The sequence below is a fragment of the Saccharothrix hoggarensis genome (assembly GCF_042678885.1).
GTDB classification, from domain to species: Bacteria; Actinomycetota; Actinomycetes; order Mycobacteriales; family Pseudonocardiaceae; genus Actinosynnema; species Actinosynnema hoggarensis.
On the sequence record NZ_JBHTLK010000077.1, the window covers coordinates 10827 to 28053 of the forward strand.

Here is a 17227-nt window from a genome sequence, read left to right on the forward strand (position 1 = left end):
GCCCGACGAGGTGGTCGGGCCGGCCGTCGGGCTCGGCGACGGTCAGTTCACCGGGATGATCGTCGGCACGATCATCGGCCGGCGCCGGTAGGTCTCGGCTACCCAGCGGCCGACCACTCGACGCACGGCCTGGGCGATGCGGTGCGAGTCGGTGATGCCCTCGGCCTCGGTGCGGGACAGCTCCATCTCCACCAGGGAGACGGCCTGGTCCAACGCCTTCGGGTCGTCGGAGAACCCGCGCCCGGACACGGTCGGCGGCGCGACGGCGCGGCCGTTGGTGGAGTCGACGGCCACGGTGATGGCGATGAACCCGCCCTCGCCGAGCACGAGCCGGTCGGACAGCGTCGACTCGCCGACGTCGCCCACCGACAGCCCGTCCACGTAGACGTGCCCGACCTCGACCTTGCCGCTGATCGCGGCCTTGCCGTCGACCAGGTCGACCACCACGCCGTCCTCGGCGATGACGACCCGCTCCTCGGCCACGCCGGTCGCCACGGCCAGCGCCGCGTTCGCCCGCAGGTGCCGCCACTCGCCGTGCACCGGCATCACGTTCGACGGCCGCACCGCGTTGTACAGGAACAGCAGCTCGCCTGCGGGCGAGTGGCCGGAGACGTGCACCTTGGCGTTGCCCTGGTGCACGACCGTCGCGCCGAGCCGCGCCAGGCCGTTGACCACGCCGAACACCGCGTTCTCGTTGCCGGGGATCAGCGACGACGCGAGCACGATCGTGTCGCCCGCGCGGATCGAGATCTGCCGGTGCTCGCCGCGCGCCATCCGCGACAGCGCCGACAGCGGCTCGCCCTGCGACCCGGTCGACACGAACAGCACCTCGTCCTCGGGCAGCTCCATGGCCTCGTTGAGGTCCACGAACAGCCCGTCCGGCACGCGCAGGTAGCCCAGCTCGACCGCGATGCCCATGTTGCGCACCATCGACCGGCCCACCAGGGCGACCCGGCGCCGGTACTGCACGGCCACGTCCAGCACCTGCTGCACGCGGTGCACGTGCGAGGCGAAGCAGGCCACGATGACGCGCTGGTCGGCCTTGCGGATGACGTTCTCCAGCACCGGCCCGATCTCGCGCTCCGGCGCGACGAACCCCGGCACCTCGGCGTTGGTCGAGTCGACCAGGAACAGGTCGACGCCCTCGTCGCCGAGCCGGGAGAACCCGGCCAGGTCGGTCAGCCTGCCGTCGAGGGGCAGCTGGTCGAGCTTGATGTCACCGGTGTGCAGCACCAGCCCGGCGGACGTGCGGATCGCCACCGCGACCGCGTCCGGGATCGAGTGGTTGACCGCGAAGAACTCCAGCTCGTACGGCCCGAACGCGCGGCGCTCGCCGTCGGTGATCTCCATCAGCCGCGGGGTCTGGCGGTGCTCCCGGCACTTCGCGGCGAGCAGCGCCAGCGTGAACCGCGAGCCCACCACGGGCAGGTCGGGGCGGAGCTTCAGCAGGAACGGCACCGCGCCGATGTGGTCCTCGTGCCCGTGGGTGAGGACGAGCGCCTCGATGTCGTCCAGCCGGCCCTCGATGGCCCGGAAGTCGGGCAGGATCAGGTCCACGCCCGGCTGGTCGTCCTCGGGGAACAGGACGCCGCAGTCCACGACGAGCAGCCGGCCGGCGTGCTCGAACACCGTCATGTTGCGGCCGATCTCGCCAATTCCGCCCAGTGCGACGACGCGCAGAGCGCCGTCCGGCAGTGCGGGCGGGGGTGAGCTCGGGTTGATCACGCGTTGACTCCCAGTTCGGCCTCGACGGCCTTGATGTCCTCGGTTGAAGCGGGTACCAGCGGCAACCTCGGGTCGCCCACGTCGAGGCCCCGCAAACGCAGGGCGGCCTTCGCGTAGGTGACGCCGGGCATCCGGCTGAAGGGCCGCAGCAGCGGCAGCAGCGACTGGTGGATCGCGGTCGCGCCGGCCACGTCACCGGACTCGAACGCGTCGAGCATGTCGCGCAGCCGGTCGGCGGCGAAGTGCGACACGACGCTGACGAAACCGACCGCGCCGACGGACAGCCAGGGCAGGTTCAGCGGGTCGTCACCGGAGTAGTAGGCCAGGTCGGTGGCCGCGATGACCTTGCTGCCCGCGAGCAGGTCGCCCTTGGCGTCCTTGACGGCGACGACACGCGGGTGCTCCGCGAGCCGCAGCAGGGTGTCCACCTCGATGGGGATCACCGCGCGCGGCGGGATGTCGTACAGCATCACCGGCACGCCGACCTGGTCGGCCACGGTGGTGAAGTGCGCGTACACGCCCTCCTGGGTGGGGCGCGAGTAGTACGGCGTCACGAGGAGCAGGCCGTGCGCGCCCGCCGCCTCCGCCTCCTTGGCCAGGTGCACGCTGTGCGCGGTGTCGTACGTGCCGGCGCCGCTGACCACGGTCGCGCGGTCGCCGACCGCCTCGACGACGGCGCGGACCAGGTCGGCCTTCTCGGCGTCGCTGGTGGTCGGGCTCTCGCCGGTGGTGCCGTTGACCACGAGACCGTCGTTGCCCAGCCCGACCAGGTGCTCGGCGAGCTGTTGCGCCTTCTCCAGGTCCACCGCCCCCCGGGCGTCGAACGGCGTGACCATGGCGGTGAGCACGCGGCCGAACGGGCGGCCGGGCGAGGCGGTAGGACTTCCGGTCATGGCCGGAAATCTACCGCGTCACCCTCGGCAAGCTGCGACTACATGCTCCGGTCGAGGTCTCGCACGAGGCGCACGGCCTCGTCCGGGCCGTCGTACTCGACGTGCGCGGCGGACCGGCCGAACACGTGCACCAGCAATTCCGAGACTTGTCCGGTCAGCACCACGGGGTGGCGTCCGCGCCTGGCCACGTGGGCCTCGCCGTTCGGGCGGCGGAGCACCACGCCGACCGGGCTCTTGCGGTACAGGAGGCGGGCCACCGGTCCCAGCCGCCGCCACAGCACCGCGTCTCGTACCGGATCGGGTGAACGCGGCGCCCAGTCGTCGCGGGCCCGGCGGACGTCCTCGTGGTGCACGAAGTACTCGACCGGGTTCACCAGCTCGTCCACCAGCGCGTAGGGGGAGAACCGGGGCGGACCGCCGCGGACCAGCCCGACCAGCTCGTCCCACGGCTTGGCGGCGTACGCGTCCTGCACCTTCCGGGTGTGCCCGGCCAGGGCCCCGACCAGGATGCCCGCCGCCGCGTCGGGCCGGCGTTCCCGCAGCACGAGGTGGGCGGCGAGGTCGCGCGTGCGCCACGGGTGGCACAGGGTGGGCGCGTCCGGCCCCACCTCGGCGAACAGCTCGGTCAGCAGCCTGCGTTCGTCCTGCGCGACGCCCATGACCCCACGCTACCGATCCTCGGCGTAGACCTGGTCCTCGAGCGGGGCCTTGTCCTTGTGCCAGAGCACGCACGCGACCTCGCGGCTGCCCCGGCCGGAGGAGTCGGTCGGGTCGGACTGCCACTCACCGCTCGTCGGCACCACGGCGGCGTAGCGGAACCGGTCCTCCTTGTCGTCCACCGGGATCAGGTCCGACATGAAGTGCAGGGTGCAGAAGTCCTCGGCGTACTTCTTCAGGTACTCGTCGCCGGGGTAGCCGCGCTTGTCCGAGCCGAACGGGCTGCCCTTCGCGAAGTACTCGACGCGGTGGGACTTCTGGCAGTCCGTGTAGTTGATCGTGGTGTTGGGGTCGAGGTAGTTGTCGCCGCACTGGCCGGCGGTGAGGTCGAACTGGCTCTTCCCGAGCGTGCCGCCCGCGCCGTAGGTGATCGTCTCGGCCATCGCGGCGGACGGCTGGTCGGTGAAGATCCACCGGCCGAGGAGCACGCCGCAGACCAGCAGCGCGACCGACGCGACCGACGTGCCGGCGATCAGCACGGGCTTCAGCCACGGCTTCCGGACCGCGGTCGGCGCGGTGTAGTGCATGGTCGGGTTGGGCGCGCCGAACCCCGTCGGCGGCGTCGGCTGGGCCACGGCGCGCTCCAGCATCGCGCGGGCCTGCGGACCGGTCAGCCGGGCGTTCGGGTCGGGCATCATCAGGCCGGTGATCACCGCGCCGAGCACGCCGTGCGCCCTGGTCAGGCGGGGCATCTCGTTCATGATCGCGTGCAGGGTGGACGCGGTGGACGTGCGCTCGTAGGGGTTCAGGCCCTCCACGGCGTAGCAGAGCGTCGCGCCGAGCGCCCACAGGTCCGACGCCGGTGACGCGTCGTGGCCGTGGATGCGCTCGGGCGACATGTACGCGGGCGAGCCGATGAGGCTGCCGCTGGTCGTCAGCCGCGGGTCGTCCACGGCCTGGGCGATGCCGAAGTCGGTGAGCTTCACCCGGCCGGTCGACGTGATCATGAGGTTGCCGGGCTTGACGTCGCGGTGCACGATGCCCGCCTGGTGCGCGGAGTCCAACGCGGACAGCGCCTGCACGGCCATCGAGATGACGCGGTCCTGCGGCATGGGGCCGTGCTGGGCGATGAGCGTGGACAGCGTCGCCGCCTCCACGAGCTCCATCACGATGTAGGTCATGCCGTTCTCGGCGACCACGTCGAACACGGTGACCACGCCGGGGTCGTTCAGCCGGCCCGCGGTGCGCGCCTCGCGGAGCACCCGCTCCTCCAGCACGCGGCGCTCCTCGTGCGCGATGCCGTCGGGCAGGTGCAGCTCCTTGATGGCCACCTGGCGCCCGATCACGTTGTCCTGGGCGCGCCAGACGACGCCCATGCCACCGCGACCCAGCTCGGCGAGCAGGGTGTACCTGCCCGCGATGACGCGGGGTTGGGCGCTCACACCTTGGGGACCAGTCACCGTCACTCCTCGAAACCCGACCGCCGACCGGGCGGAACGCTACTTCAGACCGCCCGGAGCCCGATCCGGTTTCACGGTTTCGTGACTTCGTGCCCGGACGCCCGCAACGCGCGCACCGCCCGGCCCAGGTCACCGGCCTTCACCAGCAGGTGGTCGGTGTCGTAAGTGGACAGCGCGAACAGGCTCACGCCCGCCGCGGCCAGCTCGCCGGACAGCGCCGCCATGATCCCGGTGAGGGTGAACTCCAGCGGGCCGCGCACGGTCAGCAGCCGCCACCCCGGCTGCACGGCGGCCGTCTCGGGCGCGCGCTCGCTCGGGCACACAACGGACAGCTCGTCCGGCGTCCTGGTGACCGACACCAGGCCTGGCGCGTCGAGCAGCCCGGCCGGGACCGGCGCGTCGGCGGGGAGCCGCGCGATCGTGTACTCACCCGGCCGGACGTCGACGATCAGCCGCTTCACGGCTCAGCCCTCGGTGACCAGCGGGCTGGACGCGACCTCGGTGCCGTCGGACAGCGCGGAGATCGTGAAGTCGGCGAACACGTTGGCCGCCGCCTTCTGGAGCTGGCGCAAGCACTCGACGGCGAGGGCGCGGATCTCCACGTCGGCGTGCTCGGTGGCGCGCATCGCGATGAAGTGCCGCCACGCCCGGTAGTTGCCGGTGACCACGATGCGGGTCTCGGTGGCGTTGGGCAGGATCGCGCGAGCCGCCTGGCGGGCCTGCTTGCGGCGCAGGGTGGCGCTCGGCACGTCGGAGAACTTCTCCTCCAGGCCCTTCAGCAGCTCGTTGTACGCGTCGACGCTGGCCTGGGCGGCGGCGAGGAACTTCTCGTGCAGCTCGGGGTCGTTCGCGATGACGTCCGGCTCGACCATGGCGGCGTTGCGCTCGGGCACGTACCGCTGCGACAGCTGCGAGTACGAGAAGTGCCGGTGGCGGATCAGCTCGTGCGTCAGCGACCGCGAGATGCCGGTCAGGTAGAAGCTCACCGAACCGTGTTCGAGGACGGACAGGTGGCCGACCTCGATGATGTGCTTGATGTAGCCGGCGTTGGTGGCGGTGGCCGGGTTCGGCTTGGTCCACGACTGGTAGCAGGCACGGCCCGCGAACTCCGCCAGCGCCTCGCCGCCGTCGGCGTCGGTCGACCACGGGACGCCGTCCGGGGGGAAGAACTCCGTCTTCGCGATCAACTGCACCTTCGGCGCCACCGTCTCAGCCATGGCCCGAACCCTAACCGAAGCCGACCCGTCCGCCGGCGCGCGCCACCGCCGCCGCCCGCCGTTCGGCCGCGCCCCGGCTGCGCTCCGTCACGGCCGTTCGGCGGCGGGTGATGCCCCCGTTCGCGCGGCGTGATCGACAGCACCGTGATGTCACTTCCGGCATCACGTTCTCCTTGACTGATGTCAGATTTGACGTCATGGTGGTGTCATGGATCTGTCGCCGTACATCGCAGCACTGCGCGAGGACCTCGCGACGGCCGCCTCCGCCGGGGACGACACCACCCGGCGCACCGCGGCCCTGCTGTCCGCAGCCCTGGAGCCCGCCGCGCGGCTCGCGCTCATGAACGCGCTGTCCGACCTGGCCGCGGAGGTCACCGCGGCCCTCGACGGCCCCGTCGTCGACGTGCGGTTGGACGGCCGGGACGTGCAGGTGGTCGTCACCGGCACGGCCGCTCGGGACGAGCCCGAGCCTCAACCCCAGGAGGTCCCGCGGCCGGCGGGCGGTGAGGCCACGCGCATCACCCTGCGGCTGCTGGACGAGCTGAAGTCCAAGGCCGAGCAGGCCGCCGCGGCCCAGGGGCTGTCGCTGAACACGTTCGTCGCGCAGGCCGTGCAGGGCGCGGTCGGCGGGCGGCGCGGCGGCGGTGGCGGCGGGGGTCACAAGCACTGGGGGCCGCCGAAGGACCAGCCGGGCGGCGGCTCGCCGTCCTCACGCGTTCGCGGCTGGGTGCAGGGCTGAGGGGGAGATCATGGAACCGGATGCAGCGCGTCAGCAGAGCTTCGAGGTCGACGGGGTCGTGGAGGTCGACGTGGCGCTGCTCGCCGGCCGGGTGCTGGTGCACCTGGTGGACGAGCCGGGCGTGCACGTCGAGCTCAAGCACGACCCGTCGCTGGGCGAGTCGTGGACGGCCGGCCTGTCCGGCCTCCTGACCTGGGTGAACGACCAGTTCGGCGGCGGCCGTGAACAGGCGGCCGGGCCGGAGGAGGCCGTGCGGGACGCCCGCGTCGAGCTGACCGGCGGGCGGTTGAAGGTGCAGTCGTCCAAGGCGCTGCCGCTGCGCGCCGTGCCGCTGGCGGTGACCGTGCGGGCGCCGTCCGGCTCCCACGTGATCGCCAAGGCCGGGTCGGCCGACGTGACCGTGACGGGCGCGGCGGGCCGCCTGGAGATCCAGACCGGGACCGGCGACGTCACCGCCGACCGGGCCGACGCGCCGTCCCAGGTCAACTCGGGTTCGGGCAAGCTCCGGCTCGGCCCGATGCTCGGCGGGCTGCGCGCGAAGACCGGCAGCGGCGACATCGAGGTGTCGTCGATCGGCGGGAACACCGTCCTCTACACCGGCACCGGCGACGTGTGGCTCGGCGCGGTGCAGGACGACGTGCAGGTGCGCACGGGCAGCGGTGACGTCACCGTCGCCGACGCCGCCGCGGGCCGCATCCAGATGGGCACCGGCTCCGGCGACGTCCGGGTGGGCGTCCGCCCCGGCGTGGCCGCCGAGATCGACCTGGTGTCCAGCACCGGCTCCGCCCGCAGCGAGCTGGACGTCTCGGACACCCCGCCGCCCACCGAACCGGCCCTGCACATCACCGGCCGGACGAGCAGCGGCACCGCCCTGGTGACCACCGCGACGACCACCTGACACCACCGGCTCGTCGCACCGCGGCCGCCGCGGCGTGCGCACCCCCGATGCGCGCGCCGCGGCCCACCTCGCCGCGGCGCACTCCCCAGCGGCCCACTCCCCAGCGGCCCCAGCGGCCCACCGGACCTGTCAGTGGACCACCGACTTCAGCATCGGGGCCAGGTCGCCGCGCGGCACCACCTCGACGTCGTCCAGCTCCAGCCAGTCCGCCATGTGGCGCAGCTCGGCCGCCAGCTCCACGGCCACCCGCCCGACGTCCGCGGTCGGCTCGGAGTGCGCCGCCTGCACGCGCAGGACGCCCGCAGCGCGGTCCGCCTTCAGGTCGACCCGCCCCACCAGCTCGCCGTCCAGCAGGAACGGGAACACGTAGTACCCGTGCACGCGCTTCGCCGCCGGCACGTAGATCTCGATCCGGTAGAAGAAGTCGAAGATCCGCTCGGTGCGCGCCCGCTCCCAGATCAGCGGGTCGAACGGGCACAGCAGCGCGCGGCCGGTGATCCGACGCGGCACCCGCGCCTCGACGTGCCGGTACGCGGGCACGCCCCAGCCGGCCACCTCGACCGGCTCCAGCACCCCGGCGTCCACCAGCTCCGCGACCGCCTGCCGGCTGCGCGCGGGCTGGAGCCGGAAGTAGTCCCGCAGGTCCGGTTCCGTCGCCACCCCCATCGCCTCGGCCGCGCGGCCCACCAGCTCCCGCGCGCCCTCCTCCGCCGAGATCGACCGCCGCCGGGCCAGCACCTCCGGCGGCAGCACGCGCTCGCTCAGGTCGTACAGCCGCTCGAACCCGCGCCGCGTCCCCGTCGTCAGCACGCCCTCGCCGAACAGGTACTCGCACACCTTCTTCACCTCGGACCAGTTCCAGCCCCAGTGGTCCTTGGCCCGCGGCCCGCCGCCGGCCAGCGCCTTCTCGATCGCGCCCGCGCCGAGCGGCCCCAGCTCCTTCACCACGGCCAGGATGTCGTCCACGAGCCGCGGCGAGCCCTCGGCGACCGCCGTGTAGTTCTTCCACCAGCCCGGCCGCTTGGCCCCGGAGTGGAACAGCGGCCAGTCCTCGATCGGCACCAGGCTCGCCTCGTGCGCCCAGTACTCGACCAGCAGCCGGGGCCGCCGGGCGCTGTGCGACCACGCCGCGTCGTCCACCAGCGACGGCGAGTAGGCGCCGAGCCTGCTGAACACCGGCATGTAGTGCGCGCGGACGGCCACGTTCACCGAGTCGAGCTGCAGCAGCCGCACCCGCGACAGCACCCGCTGGAGGTGCCGCCGGGTGGGCGCGGAGGCGGGCCGGGGATCGGCGAAGCCCTGGGCGCCCAGCGCGATGCGGCGGGCGACGTCGGCGCTCATCTTCTGCACGGCAGGATGCTCCCACTCAGGTCCGACACTTCCGCTCGGCCCGCACCACCAGGACCACCGCCAGCACCACCAACAGGCCGCCGACCAGCTGGAACACGCCGACCCGCTCGTCGGCCAGCCACACCCCGAGCACCACGGCGATGATCGGGTTCACGTACGCGTACGTCGCCACCGTCGACACGGGCAGCTGCCCCAGCACGTACACGTACGAGCTGAACGCCAGCAACGACCCGAACACCACGAGGTACCCCCACGCCACCCAGGACGACGTGGTGATCGCGCCGAACGACACCCGCTCCCCCGCGGCCAGCCCGACCACCGTCAACGCCGCGCCGCCCGCCAGCATCTCCACCGCCGACAGCGCGAACGGGTTGGCGGGCGTGTCCAGCCGCCCGCTCAGGAACGTCCCCAGCGCCCAGCCGAACGCCGCCAGCAGCACGACCCACGGCCCCCACCACGACGACGTGCCGACGTCGTCCAGCAGCAGCGCCGCCAGCCCCACGAGCCCGATGGCGACACCCGCGTACGTCACGCCGGCGGGCCGCTCGCCCGCGACCCGCCGCATCACCACCACGTACAGCGGCACGGCCGCCACCAGCAGCGCGGCCAGCCCGGACGCCACCGACTGCTCGGCCAGCACCACGAGCCCGTTGCCCCACGCGGGCAGCAGCAGGCCCAGCAGCACCGAGGAGCCGAACTGCCGCCGCGTCATCCGCAGCCCGCCCCGCCACGCCACCACGAGCGCCAGCAGGGCGCCCGCCAGCAGGAACCGCGTGCCGCCCGACAAGAGGGGCGGCATCGACTCGATGGTGAACCTGATGGCCAGGTAGGTGGAACCCCACACCACGTACACGACGCCCAACGCTGCCCAACGCACCCACGGACGCTTTCACGTGACACCGCCCGGAATCACGCGGGTTTCCGCCGCTAGGGTTCCGGCATGGCCGACGCCAGCGTGCGCACCGCGCAGCCCGACGACGTGGCGGAGATCGCCCGCATCCACCGAGACACCTGGCGGACCGCCTACCGGGACATCCTGCCCGCCGAGGTGCTGGACTCGCTCGACGTCGCGGAGACCGCTCCGGCCTGGGCGGACGCCGTCGCGCGCGGCCAGGTGCTCGTCGCCGCCGAGGGCCGGTGGACGGTCGGCTTCTGCGTCGCGGGGCCGGCGCCGGAGGACGAGGTGGCCAACGCCGACGGCTCGCTGCCCGCCGACGCGTCGACGACGGCGCTGGTGAGCGTGCTCGTGGAACCCCGGTGGGGTCGGCGCGGGCACGGCGGCAGGTTGCTGGCCACGGCCGCCGGGCACCTGCGGGAAGCGGGGGCCACCAGGGGCGTCGCGTGGGTGCCCGAGGCGGACCGCAGCTCGATCGACTTCTACGCCAAGGCGGAGTGGGAAGCGGACGGCACGGTGCGCACGCTGGACGCGGGCGGGCGGCCGGTCAGGGAGATCCGGATGACCGGGGGGCTGTCCCTACTGCTCACGCCGTGACAGGACGGGTAGCCTCGGCCGGGTGCTCGGGTGGTTGTGCCTCACGTTCGGGGTCGCGTTCGGCTCCGCGATCCTGCCCCTGATCAGCATCGAGATCTTCGTCATCGGCCTGGTCACCCAGCAGCCGGGCATTTCTTGGTGGTGGATCGGGCTCGCCGTGGCCCTGGGCCAGGTGCTGGGCAAGATGTTCTACTTCCTGGCCGCCCGCGGCTCGCTGCACCTCCCCGCGTTCCTGAAGCGCGCGGAGAAGGCGGAGAAGCCGTCGTCGCCGTGGCGGCGGAAGTGGAAGGCGCGGCTGGAGTGGGTGCGCGAGCGCTGCCACCGGCACCCGCACTGGATGTTCGGCACGCACGCGGTCAGCTCGGTGGTCGGCCTGCCGCCGTTCATGTTCACCACCGTGCTGGCGGGGTTGGCGGGCATGTCGTCCTGGCTGTTCATCTCCACCGGCATGGTCGGGCGGTTCGCCCGGTTCAGCGTGCTGGCCGCTTCCCCGGCCGCGGTCGCAGGGTGGTGGGTGCACTGACGGACGTCTTCCCGCCGCGCTCGTGCCGCACCAGGCGCTGTTCGGGCAGCGTCAGGCCGTAGTGGTCGTGCAGCTCGGCCTGCTCGTCGTCCGACAGCTCCCGGCTGCGCACTTCGGGCGCGCCCGCGACCTCGTGCTCCTCCACCGGCACGACGAGCCGGCGTTCGCGCACCTGGGCGCCGAGGATGGGCACCAGGGTGGTGCCGCCGGCCCGTCGCACGGTGGCCCAGAGCGGGCGGCCGTCGGCCAGCCACACCTCGGACACCGGGCCGATCGGCCGGCCGTGCCGGTCCAGCACGTCGCAGTCGTAGAGCCGGTCCACTGTTGTTCGGTCCATGTCCCACCGGCTACCCGGCCATTCGGGTGAGCGCACGGCGAACCACCCGGTCGTGTGACCGCTAGGTGAGGGCGAGGGCGATGCTCACGGCGGCGGCGATGACCAGGCAGGCGACGGTCAGCCGCAGGTTCTCGCAGGTTTTGACCACACGAGCCACGGTAGCGACACGTGCCGAAGGATCAAAGGCAAGAAGACGTTAAGACCGAATGAACCGCGTCTCACTCGACCGGCTCACACCCGATTCGTCGGCGACTGGAATAGTTCGATGGCCTTGCGCATGGTCTCGCGGGCCCGACCACGGTCACCGGCCAGGTCGTACGCCTGCGCCAGCAGGAACCACGCCCGCCAGTCCTCCGGCCGCGCCTCGACGTCGGCCCGGCGCTCCTCGAACCACGCGTCGGCGGCCTCCCGCTCCACCCGCCCGGACGGCGCGGCAGCGCGGAGGTGTCCAGGAGACCGCCCTCCGCGTCGAGCTGCCGCGCCATCCGCTCGGTGGTGAAGCCGAACCGCAGGTTCGTCCACGCGATCCACGCGCCGATCAGCGGCAGCACCAGCACGCCGACGCCCAGGCCGACGCCGACCGGGTCGCCGGTGCTGAGCAGCGCCACGGCCCGGCCGCCGAGCAGCACGAAGTACACCGCCAGCGCGGCGGTGATCAGGAACGCGACGGTGCGGGTGCTCATCGCCGGCCCGGTCCGCGGAGGTCCACGGGGATCAGAGGTCCATGTACTTGTCGAGACCGACCGACAGGCCCGGGTGCCGCGCGATCGACCGCACGGCCAGCAGCACGCCCGGCATGAACGACTTCCGGTCCAGCGAGTCGTGCCGCAGCGTCAGCGTCTCGCCCTCCGTGCCGAACACGACCTCCTGGTGCGCGATCAGCCCGGCCACGCGCAGCGAGTGCACCCGCACGTCGCCCACCAGCGTCCCGCGCGCCCCCGGCGCCTCCTGGGTCGTCGCGTCCGGCATCGGGCCGAGGCCCGCCGCCTCACGCGCCTGGGAGATCAGCCGGGCGGTGTGCGCGGCGGTGCCCGACGGGGCGTCCACCTTGCGCGGGTGGTGCAGCTCGATGACCTCGACCGACTCGTAGTACCGGGCGGCCAGCTCGGCGAACCGCATGGACAGCACCGCGCCGATGGCGAAGTTCGGCGCGATCAGCACGCCCAGCTCCGGCTTCTGCTCCAGCCACTCCGACACCGCGCCGAGCCGCTGGGCGTCGAACCCGGAGGTGCCGACCACGGCGTGGATGTCGTTGTCCACGCAGAACCGGATGTTGTCCATCACCACCTCGGGGCTGGTGAAGTCGACCGCGACCTGGGCGCCCGCGTCGGCCAGGTTGAACAGCCAGTCGCCCGCGTCGACCATCGCGACGACTTCCATGTCCCCCGCGGCCTCGACCGCGCGGCACACCTCGGCGCCCATGCGGCCCCTGGCGCCGATGACGCCGACGCGGAGCGGTTCGGCCGACGACCCGTTCGCGGGGTCGAGCGGAGACTGAGCACTCAAGAGATCACCTCGTGCACCTGGGACGGCAGATCGTCGGCGTGAGCGTAAGGGCCGACCACGGCGGCGGCGACGGGACGTCGCAGCAGATCACGCGCCAGCGTCGCCACGTCCTCGGACGTGACCTCGTCGATGCGCGCGAGCGTCTGCTCCACGGACAGGTAGTCGCCGTAGTTCAGCTCGCCCTTGCCGATGCGCGACATCCGCGAGCTGGTGTCCTCCAGGCCCAGCACGAGCCCGCCGCGCAGCTGGCCCTTGCCGCGGGCCACCTCCGCGTCCTCCAGCCCGTCACGGGCCACGGTGGACAGCACCTCGCGCACCACGCCGGCCACGTCGCCGAGCCGGTCGGGCTGGCAGCCCGCGTAGATCGACAACGTGCCCGCGTCGGCGTAGAGGCCCACCGACGAGTACACCTGGTACGCCAGGCCGCGCCGTTCCCGGACCTCCTGGAACAGCCGCGAGCTCATGCCGCCGCCCAGCGCTGCGTTGAGGACGTTCAGGGCGAACCGGCGCTCGTCGTGCCGGTCCAGCCCGCGCACGCCCAGCATCAGGTGCGCCTGCTCGGTGTCGTCGGAGTGCAGCACCAGCTTGCGCGAACCGGGGATGCGGGCGCGTCCGGCGCGGGGCGCGACGGGCGTGCCGACGCGGTCGAGCCGATCGCCGACCTGCTTGCGCACCAACCGCATCACGTGCGCGTGGTCGATGTTGCCCGCGACCGCCAGCACCATCCGCGGCAGCGTGTAGCGCCGCTTGTAGAAGCCGAACAGCGCGTCGCGGTCCATGTCCCCGATGGACTGCTCGGTGCCCAGCACCGGCCGTCCCAGCGCGTGCTCGCCCAGCAGGGCGTCCAGGAACGCGTCGTGCAGCAGGTCTTCCGGGTCGTCGTCGCGCATGGCGATCTCTTCGAGCACCACGCCGCGCTCGGTCTCGAAGTCCCGCGGCTCGCACAGCGCGTCGAACACCACGTCGCACACCAGGTCCATCGCCAGCGGCAGGTCCTCGTCGAGGACGTGCGCGTAGTAGCAGGTGTGCTCCTTGGCGGTGAACGCGTTCAGCTCGCCGCCGACCGCGTCGATCTCCTCGGCGATCTGCGCGGCCGTGCGGTTCGCCGTGCCCTTGAACAGCAGGTGCTCCAGGTAGTGCGCGGCGCCCGCGACCTCGACCCGCTCGTCGCGCGACCCGACCTGCACCCACAGGCCGACCGACGCCGACCGGACGCCGGGGATGCGCTCGGTGATGACCCGCAGCCCGGACGGCAGCACGCTGCGGCGCACGGCCAGGCCGCCGTCGCCGCGTTCCAGCGAGACCGTGCTGCCGGGCTTCTGCAGGTGCCCGAGCCGGCGCGTAAGCGGACGGCCGCGAGTGCCAGAAGCACTCGCGGCCGTCCCGTTGACGCTCGTCCTCACTGCGCGGGTGCCTCGGCGGGCGCGTCGTCCGCGACGGGCGCGTCGCCGGCCGGGGCCGACTCGGCGTCGTCGTTGACCAGCACCAGGCTGATCTTGCCGCGCTGGTCGATGTCCGCGATCTCGACGCGGAGCTTGTCGCCGACGTTGACGACGTCCTCGACCTTGTTGATGCGCTTGCCGTTGCCCAGCTTCGAGATGTGGATCAGGCCGTCCTTGCCCGGGAGCAGGGACACGAACGCGCCGAACGCCGCGGTCTTCACCACGGTGCCCAGGAAGCGCTCGCCGACCTTCGGCAGCTGCGGGTTCGCGATCGCGTTGATCAGGCCGATCGCGGCCTCGGCCGACGGGCCGTCCGCCGCGCCGACGTAGATCGTGCCGTCGTCCTCGATGGAGATGTCGGCGCCGGTCTGCTCGGTGATCGAGTTGATCATCTTGCCCTTCGGGCCGATGACCTCGCCGATCTTGTCGGTCGGGATCTTGACCGACGTCACGCGCGGCGCGAACGGGCTCATCTCGTCCGGGCTGTCGATGGCCTCGGCCATGACCTCCAGGATGGTCAGGCGCGCGTCGCGGGCCTGACCCAGGGCCGACGCCAGGACCTCGGACGGGATGCCGTCGAGCTTGGTGTCGAGCTGGAGCGCGGTGACGAACTCCTTGGTGCCGGCGACCTTGAAGTCCATGTCGCCGAACGCGTCCTCGGCGCCGAGGATGTCGGTCAGCGCGACGTACTCCGTCTTGCCGTCGACCTCGTCGGACACCAGGCCCATGGCGATGCCCGAGACCGGCGCCTTCAGCGGCACGCCGGCGTTGAGCAGCGACATCGTGGACGCGCAGACCGAGCCCATCGACGTCGAGCCGTTGGAGCCCAGCGCCTCGGACACCTGGCGGATCGCGTAGGGGAACTCCTCGCGCTTGGGCAGCACGGGCATGATCGCCCGCTCGGCCAGCGCGCCGTGGCCGATCTCGCGGCGCTTGGGCGAGCCCACGCGGCCGGTCTCACCGGTGGAGAACGGCGGGAAGTTGTAGTGGTGCAGGTAGCGCTTGTGCGTCTCCGGGGACAGCGAGTCGATCTGCTGCTCCATGCGCAGCATGTTCAGCGTGGTGACACCCAGGATCTGGGTCTCGCCGCGCTCGAACAGCGCCGAGCCGTGCGCCCGCGGGATGACCTCGACCTCGGCCGACAGCGACCGGATCTCGGTGAGGCCGCGGCCGTCGATGCGGACCTTGTCGCGCAGGATGCGCTGGCGGACCAGCTTCTTGGTCAGCGAGCGGAACGCCGCGCCGACCTCCTTCTCGCGACCCTCGAACCGCTCGGCCAGCTTCTCCAGCACCGACGCCTTGATCTCGTCGATGCGGGACTCGCGCTCCTGCTTGGGGCCGATCGTCATCGCCTGGCCGAGCTCGCCGCCGGCGGCCTCCTCGACGGCCTCGAAGGCGTCGGGCTGGTAGGCCGGGTAGGTCGGGAACTCGCCGGTGGCCTTCGCGGCGACCTGCGCCAGCTGGGCCTGCGCGTCGCACAGCGCCTTGATGAACGGCTTGGACGCCTCGAGACCGGCGGCCACGACCTCCTCGGTGGGCGCCTGCGCGCCGTCGCCGACCAGGTCGATGACGTTCTCGGTGGCCTCGGCCTCGACCATCATGATCGCGACGTCGTCACCGACGACACGGCCGGCGACGACCATGTCGAACACGGCCTTCTCCAGCTGCTCGTGGGTCGGGAACGCCACCCACTGGCCCTCGATCAGCGCCACCCGGACGCCGCCGATGGGGCCCGAGAACGGCAGGCCCGCGAGCTGCGTGGACGCGGACGCGGCGTTGATCGCCACCACGTCGTACAGGTCCTGCGGGTTCAGGCTCATCACCGTGATGACGACCTGGATCTCGTTGCGCAGACCGTCCACGAAGGACGGGCGCAGCGGCCGGTCGATCAGGCGGCAGGTCAGGATCGCGTCGGTCGACGGGCGACCCTCGCGGCGGAAGAACGAGCCGGGGATGCGGCCCGCCGCGTACATGCGCTCCTCGACGTCCACCGTGAGGGGGAAGAAGTCGAAGTGCTCCTTGGGGTGCTTCGACGCCGTCGTGGCCGACAGCAGCATCGTCTCGTCGTCCAGGTAGGCGACGACCGAGCCGGCGGCCTGGCGGGCCAGGCGACCGGTTTCGAAGCGGATGGTGCGCGTGCCGAATCGACCGTTGTCGATCACGGCTGAAGTCTCGTGGACCTCGATGTCCGTCATGTGCGGATACTCCTCGTCATGCGGGCCACAGCGCGCTCAGGCGCGGGTCGCGGTTCGGACGAGGCCGGTCTTCGATCGAAGTCCCCTGGGATTCGTACCAGGGGGCCACTACCGAGGACCGGCGAACTGTCGTCCCGTGCGCCGCGCGTGCGTCCCTCGTCTTTGTTGTTTTCAGTTACGCCGAAGGGGAGTGACCCTCGTGGTCACTCCCCCTCGGGACGTCTCACCTGCGCAGACCGAGCCGCCCGATGAGGGCGCGGTAGCGCTGGATGTCCACCTTCTGGAGGTAGTTCAGCAGCCGGCGGCGACGGCCGACCAGCAGGAGCAGGCCACGACGCGAGTGGTGGTCGTGCTTGTGCTTCTTCAGGTGCTCCGTCAGGTCGGCGATGCGCTTGCTCAGCAGCGCGACCTGGGCCTCGGCGGAACCGGTGTCCGTGTCGTGGACGCCGTACTCGGCGAGGATGGTCTTCTTTTCCTGGGTGGTCAGTGCCACGTGCTCGTTACTCCTTGTGCCTGGTTAAGTGCCGTGCGGCCCCGCGGATCGCGGGGTAGTCGGTACTGGCCGCCACGGACCGCAGCCAGACCCAACTGTCGAGGTTACCAGCAGTGGCCGCGGCCTACGCGTTTGACGTGGTCAAGGGCACTCGGTCGAGGACGGTGTAGCCCTCGGCCGGGCGGCTGCGGACCAGCGCGACCTCCGCCGCCGCCCACTCACGCCCGGTGAACTCCAGCGGCGGCCACGCCCGGCCGCGGGCGACCGTCAGGTGCGGGCTCCAGTCGGGCGGCACGCCCG

The 17227-nt window shown here is 72.2% G+C and carries 17 protein-coding genes and 1 pseudogene; 4 read left to right on the forward strand and 14 right to left on the reverse strand.

Annotated features, from left to right (window positions below; genetic code table 11):
- Positions 1-42: 42 nt before the first annotated feature.
- The 6 genes from ACFQ3T_RS16775 to thyX form a co-directional block, all read right to left on the reverse strand.
- Positions 43-1725, reverse strand: coding sequence for a ribonuclease J (locus tag ACFQ3T_RS16775; protein WP_380724205.1), 1683 nt, complete (start codon positions 1723-1725; stop codon positions 43-45).
- Positions 1722-2618 (reverse strand): 4-hydroxy-tetrahydrodipicolinate synthase, encoded by an 897-nt coding sequence (gene dapA, locus ACFQ3T_RS16780; protein WP_380724206.1) that lies wholly within the window; start codon positions 2616-2618, stop codon positions 1722-1724. The genes ACFQ3T_RS16775 and dapA overlap by 4 nt, the downstream gene beginning before the upstream one ends.
- A gap of 38 nt (positions 2619-2656) precedes the next feature.
- The gene (locus ACFQ3T_RS16785) at positions 2657-3277 is read right to left on the reverse strand and encodes a TIGR03085 family metal-binding protein (RefSeq protein ID WP_380724207.1); all 621 of its coding nucleotides are present in this window, start codon (positions 3275-3277) and stop codon (positions 2657-2659) included.
- A 9-nt stretch (positions 3278-3286) separates the two neighbouring features.
- The gene (locus tag ACFQ3T_RS16790; RefSeq protein WP_380724208.1) at positions 3287-4735 is read right to left on the reverse strand and encodes a serine/threonine-protein kinase; all 1449 of its coding nucleotides are present in this window, start codon (positions 4733-4735) and stop codon (positions 3287-3289) included.
- 71 nt (positions 4736-4806) lie between these two features.
- Positions 4807-5196: an ACT domain-containing protein gene (locus tag ACFQ3T_RS16795; RefSeq protein ID WP_380724209.1), complete on the reverse strand. Its 390-nt coding sequence runs from the start codon at positions 5194-5196 to the stop codon at positions 4807-4809.
- A 3-nt stretch (positions 5197-5199) separates the two neighbouring features.
- A complete protein-coding gene (gene thyX / locus ACFQ3T_RS16800) occupies positions 5200-5952 on the reverse strand; it encodes an FAD-dependent thymidylate synthase (protein WP_380724210.1) in 753 nt (250 codons plus the stop codon).
- 208 nt (positions 5953-6160) lie between these two features.
- Here thyX and ACFQ3T_RS16805 point away from each other — a divergent pair, with 208 nt between their 5' ends.
- Positions 6161-6691: a toxin-antitoxin system HicB family antitoxin gene (locus ACFQ3T_RS16805; RefSeq protein WP_380724211.1), complete on the forward strand. Its 531-nt coding sequence runs from the start codon at positions 6161-6163 to the stop codon at positions 6689-6691.
- 10 nt (positions 6692-6701) lie between these two features.
- Positions 6702-7589 carry a DUF4097 family beta strand repeat-containing protein gene (locus ACFQ3T_RS16810; RefSeq protein WP_380724212.1) on the forward strand — a complete coding sequence of 296 codons (888 nt, stop codon included), beginning with the start codon at positions 6702-6704 and terminating at the stop codon, positions 7587-7589.
- Positions 7590-7718: 129 nt separating this feature from the next.
- On the opposite strand, the gene ACFQ3T_RS16815 is transcribed toward ACFQ3T_RS16810, so the two are convergent.
- Complete coding sequence (locus ACFQ3T_RS16815) at positions 7719-8930, reverse strand: winged helix-turn-helix domain-containing protein (protein WP_380724219.1); 1212 nt, start codon at positions 8928-8930, stop codon at positions 7719-7721.
- A 25-nt stretch (positions 8931-8955) separates the two neighbouring features.
- Entirely contained in the window at positions 8956-9816 is an 861-nt protein-coding gene (locus tag ACFQ3T_RS16820; protein WP_380724213.1) for an EamA family transporter, read from the reverse strand.
- A gap of 63 nt (positions 9817-9879) precedes the next feature.
- Here ACFQ3T_RS16820 and ACFQ3T_RS16825 point away from each other — a divergent pair, with 63 nt between their 5' ends.
- Positions 9880-10431: a GNAT family N-acetyltransferase gene (locus tag ACFQ3T_RS16825; RefSeq protein WP_380724214.1), complete on the forward strand. Its 552-nt coding sequence runs from the start codon at positions 9880-9882 to the stop codon at positions 10429-10431.
- A gap of 22 nt (positions 10432-10453) precedes the next feature.
- On the forward strand, positions 10454-10954 hold the full coding sequence (locus ACFQ3T_RS16830; protein ID WP_380724215.1) for a hypothetical protein: 501 nt from the start codon (positions 10454-10456) through the stop codon (positions 10952-10954).
- Here ACFQ3T_RS16830 and ACFQ3T_RS16835 read toward each other — a convergent pair.
- From ACFQ3T_RS16835 to rpsO, 6 genes and pseudogenes are all read right to left on the reverse strand, one after another.
- Positions 10902-11291 carry a PRC-barrel domain-containing protein gene (locus ACFQ3T_RS16835; RefSeq protein ID WP_380724216.1) on the reverse strand — a complete coding sequence of 130 codons (390 nt, stop codon included), beginning with the start codon at positions 11289-11291 and terminating at the stop codon, positions 10902-10904. The genes ACFQ3T_RS16830 and ACFQ3T_RS16835 overlap by 53 nt on opposite strands.
- Before the next feature lie 231 nt (positions 11292-11522).
- A pseudogene (locus tag ACFQ3T_RS16840) lies at positions 11523-11974 on the reverse strand (tetratricopeptide repeat protein).
- Positions 11975-12005: 31 nt separating this feature from the next.
- Positions 12006-12797, reverse strand: coding sequence for a 4-hydroxy-tetrahydrodipicolinate reductase (gene dapB, locus ACFQ3T_RS16845; RefSeq protein ID WP_380724217.1), 792 nt, complete (start codon positions 12795-12797; stop codon positions 12006-12008).
- Complete coding sequence (locus ACFQ3T_RS16850; protein ID WP_380724220.1) at positions 12794-14122, reverse strand: M16 family metallopeptidase; 1329 nt, start codon at positions 14120-14122, stop codon at positions 12794-12796. Before ACFQ3T_RS16850 ends, dapB begins: the two co-directional genes overlap by 4 nt.
- A gap of 74 nt (positions 14123-14196) precedes the next feature.
- On the reverse strand, positions 14197-16434 hold the full coding sequence (locus ACFQ3T_RS16855; RefSeq protein WP_380724218.1) for a polyribonucleotide nucleotidyltransferase: 2238 nt from the start codon (positions 16432-16434) through the stop codon (positions 14197-14199).
- Positions 16435-16657: 223 nt separating this feature from the next.
- Entirely contained in the window at positions 16658-16927 is a 270-nt protein-coding gene (gene rpsO / locus ACFQ3T_RS16860) for a 30S ribosomal protein S15 (RefSeq protein ID WP_141981300.1), read from the reverse strand.
- Positions 16928-17227 lie beyond the last annotated feature (300 nt).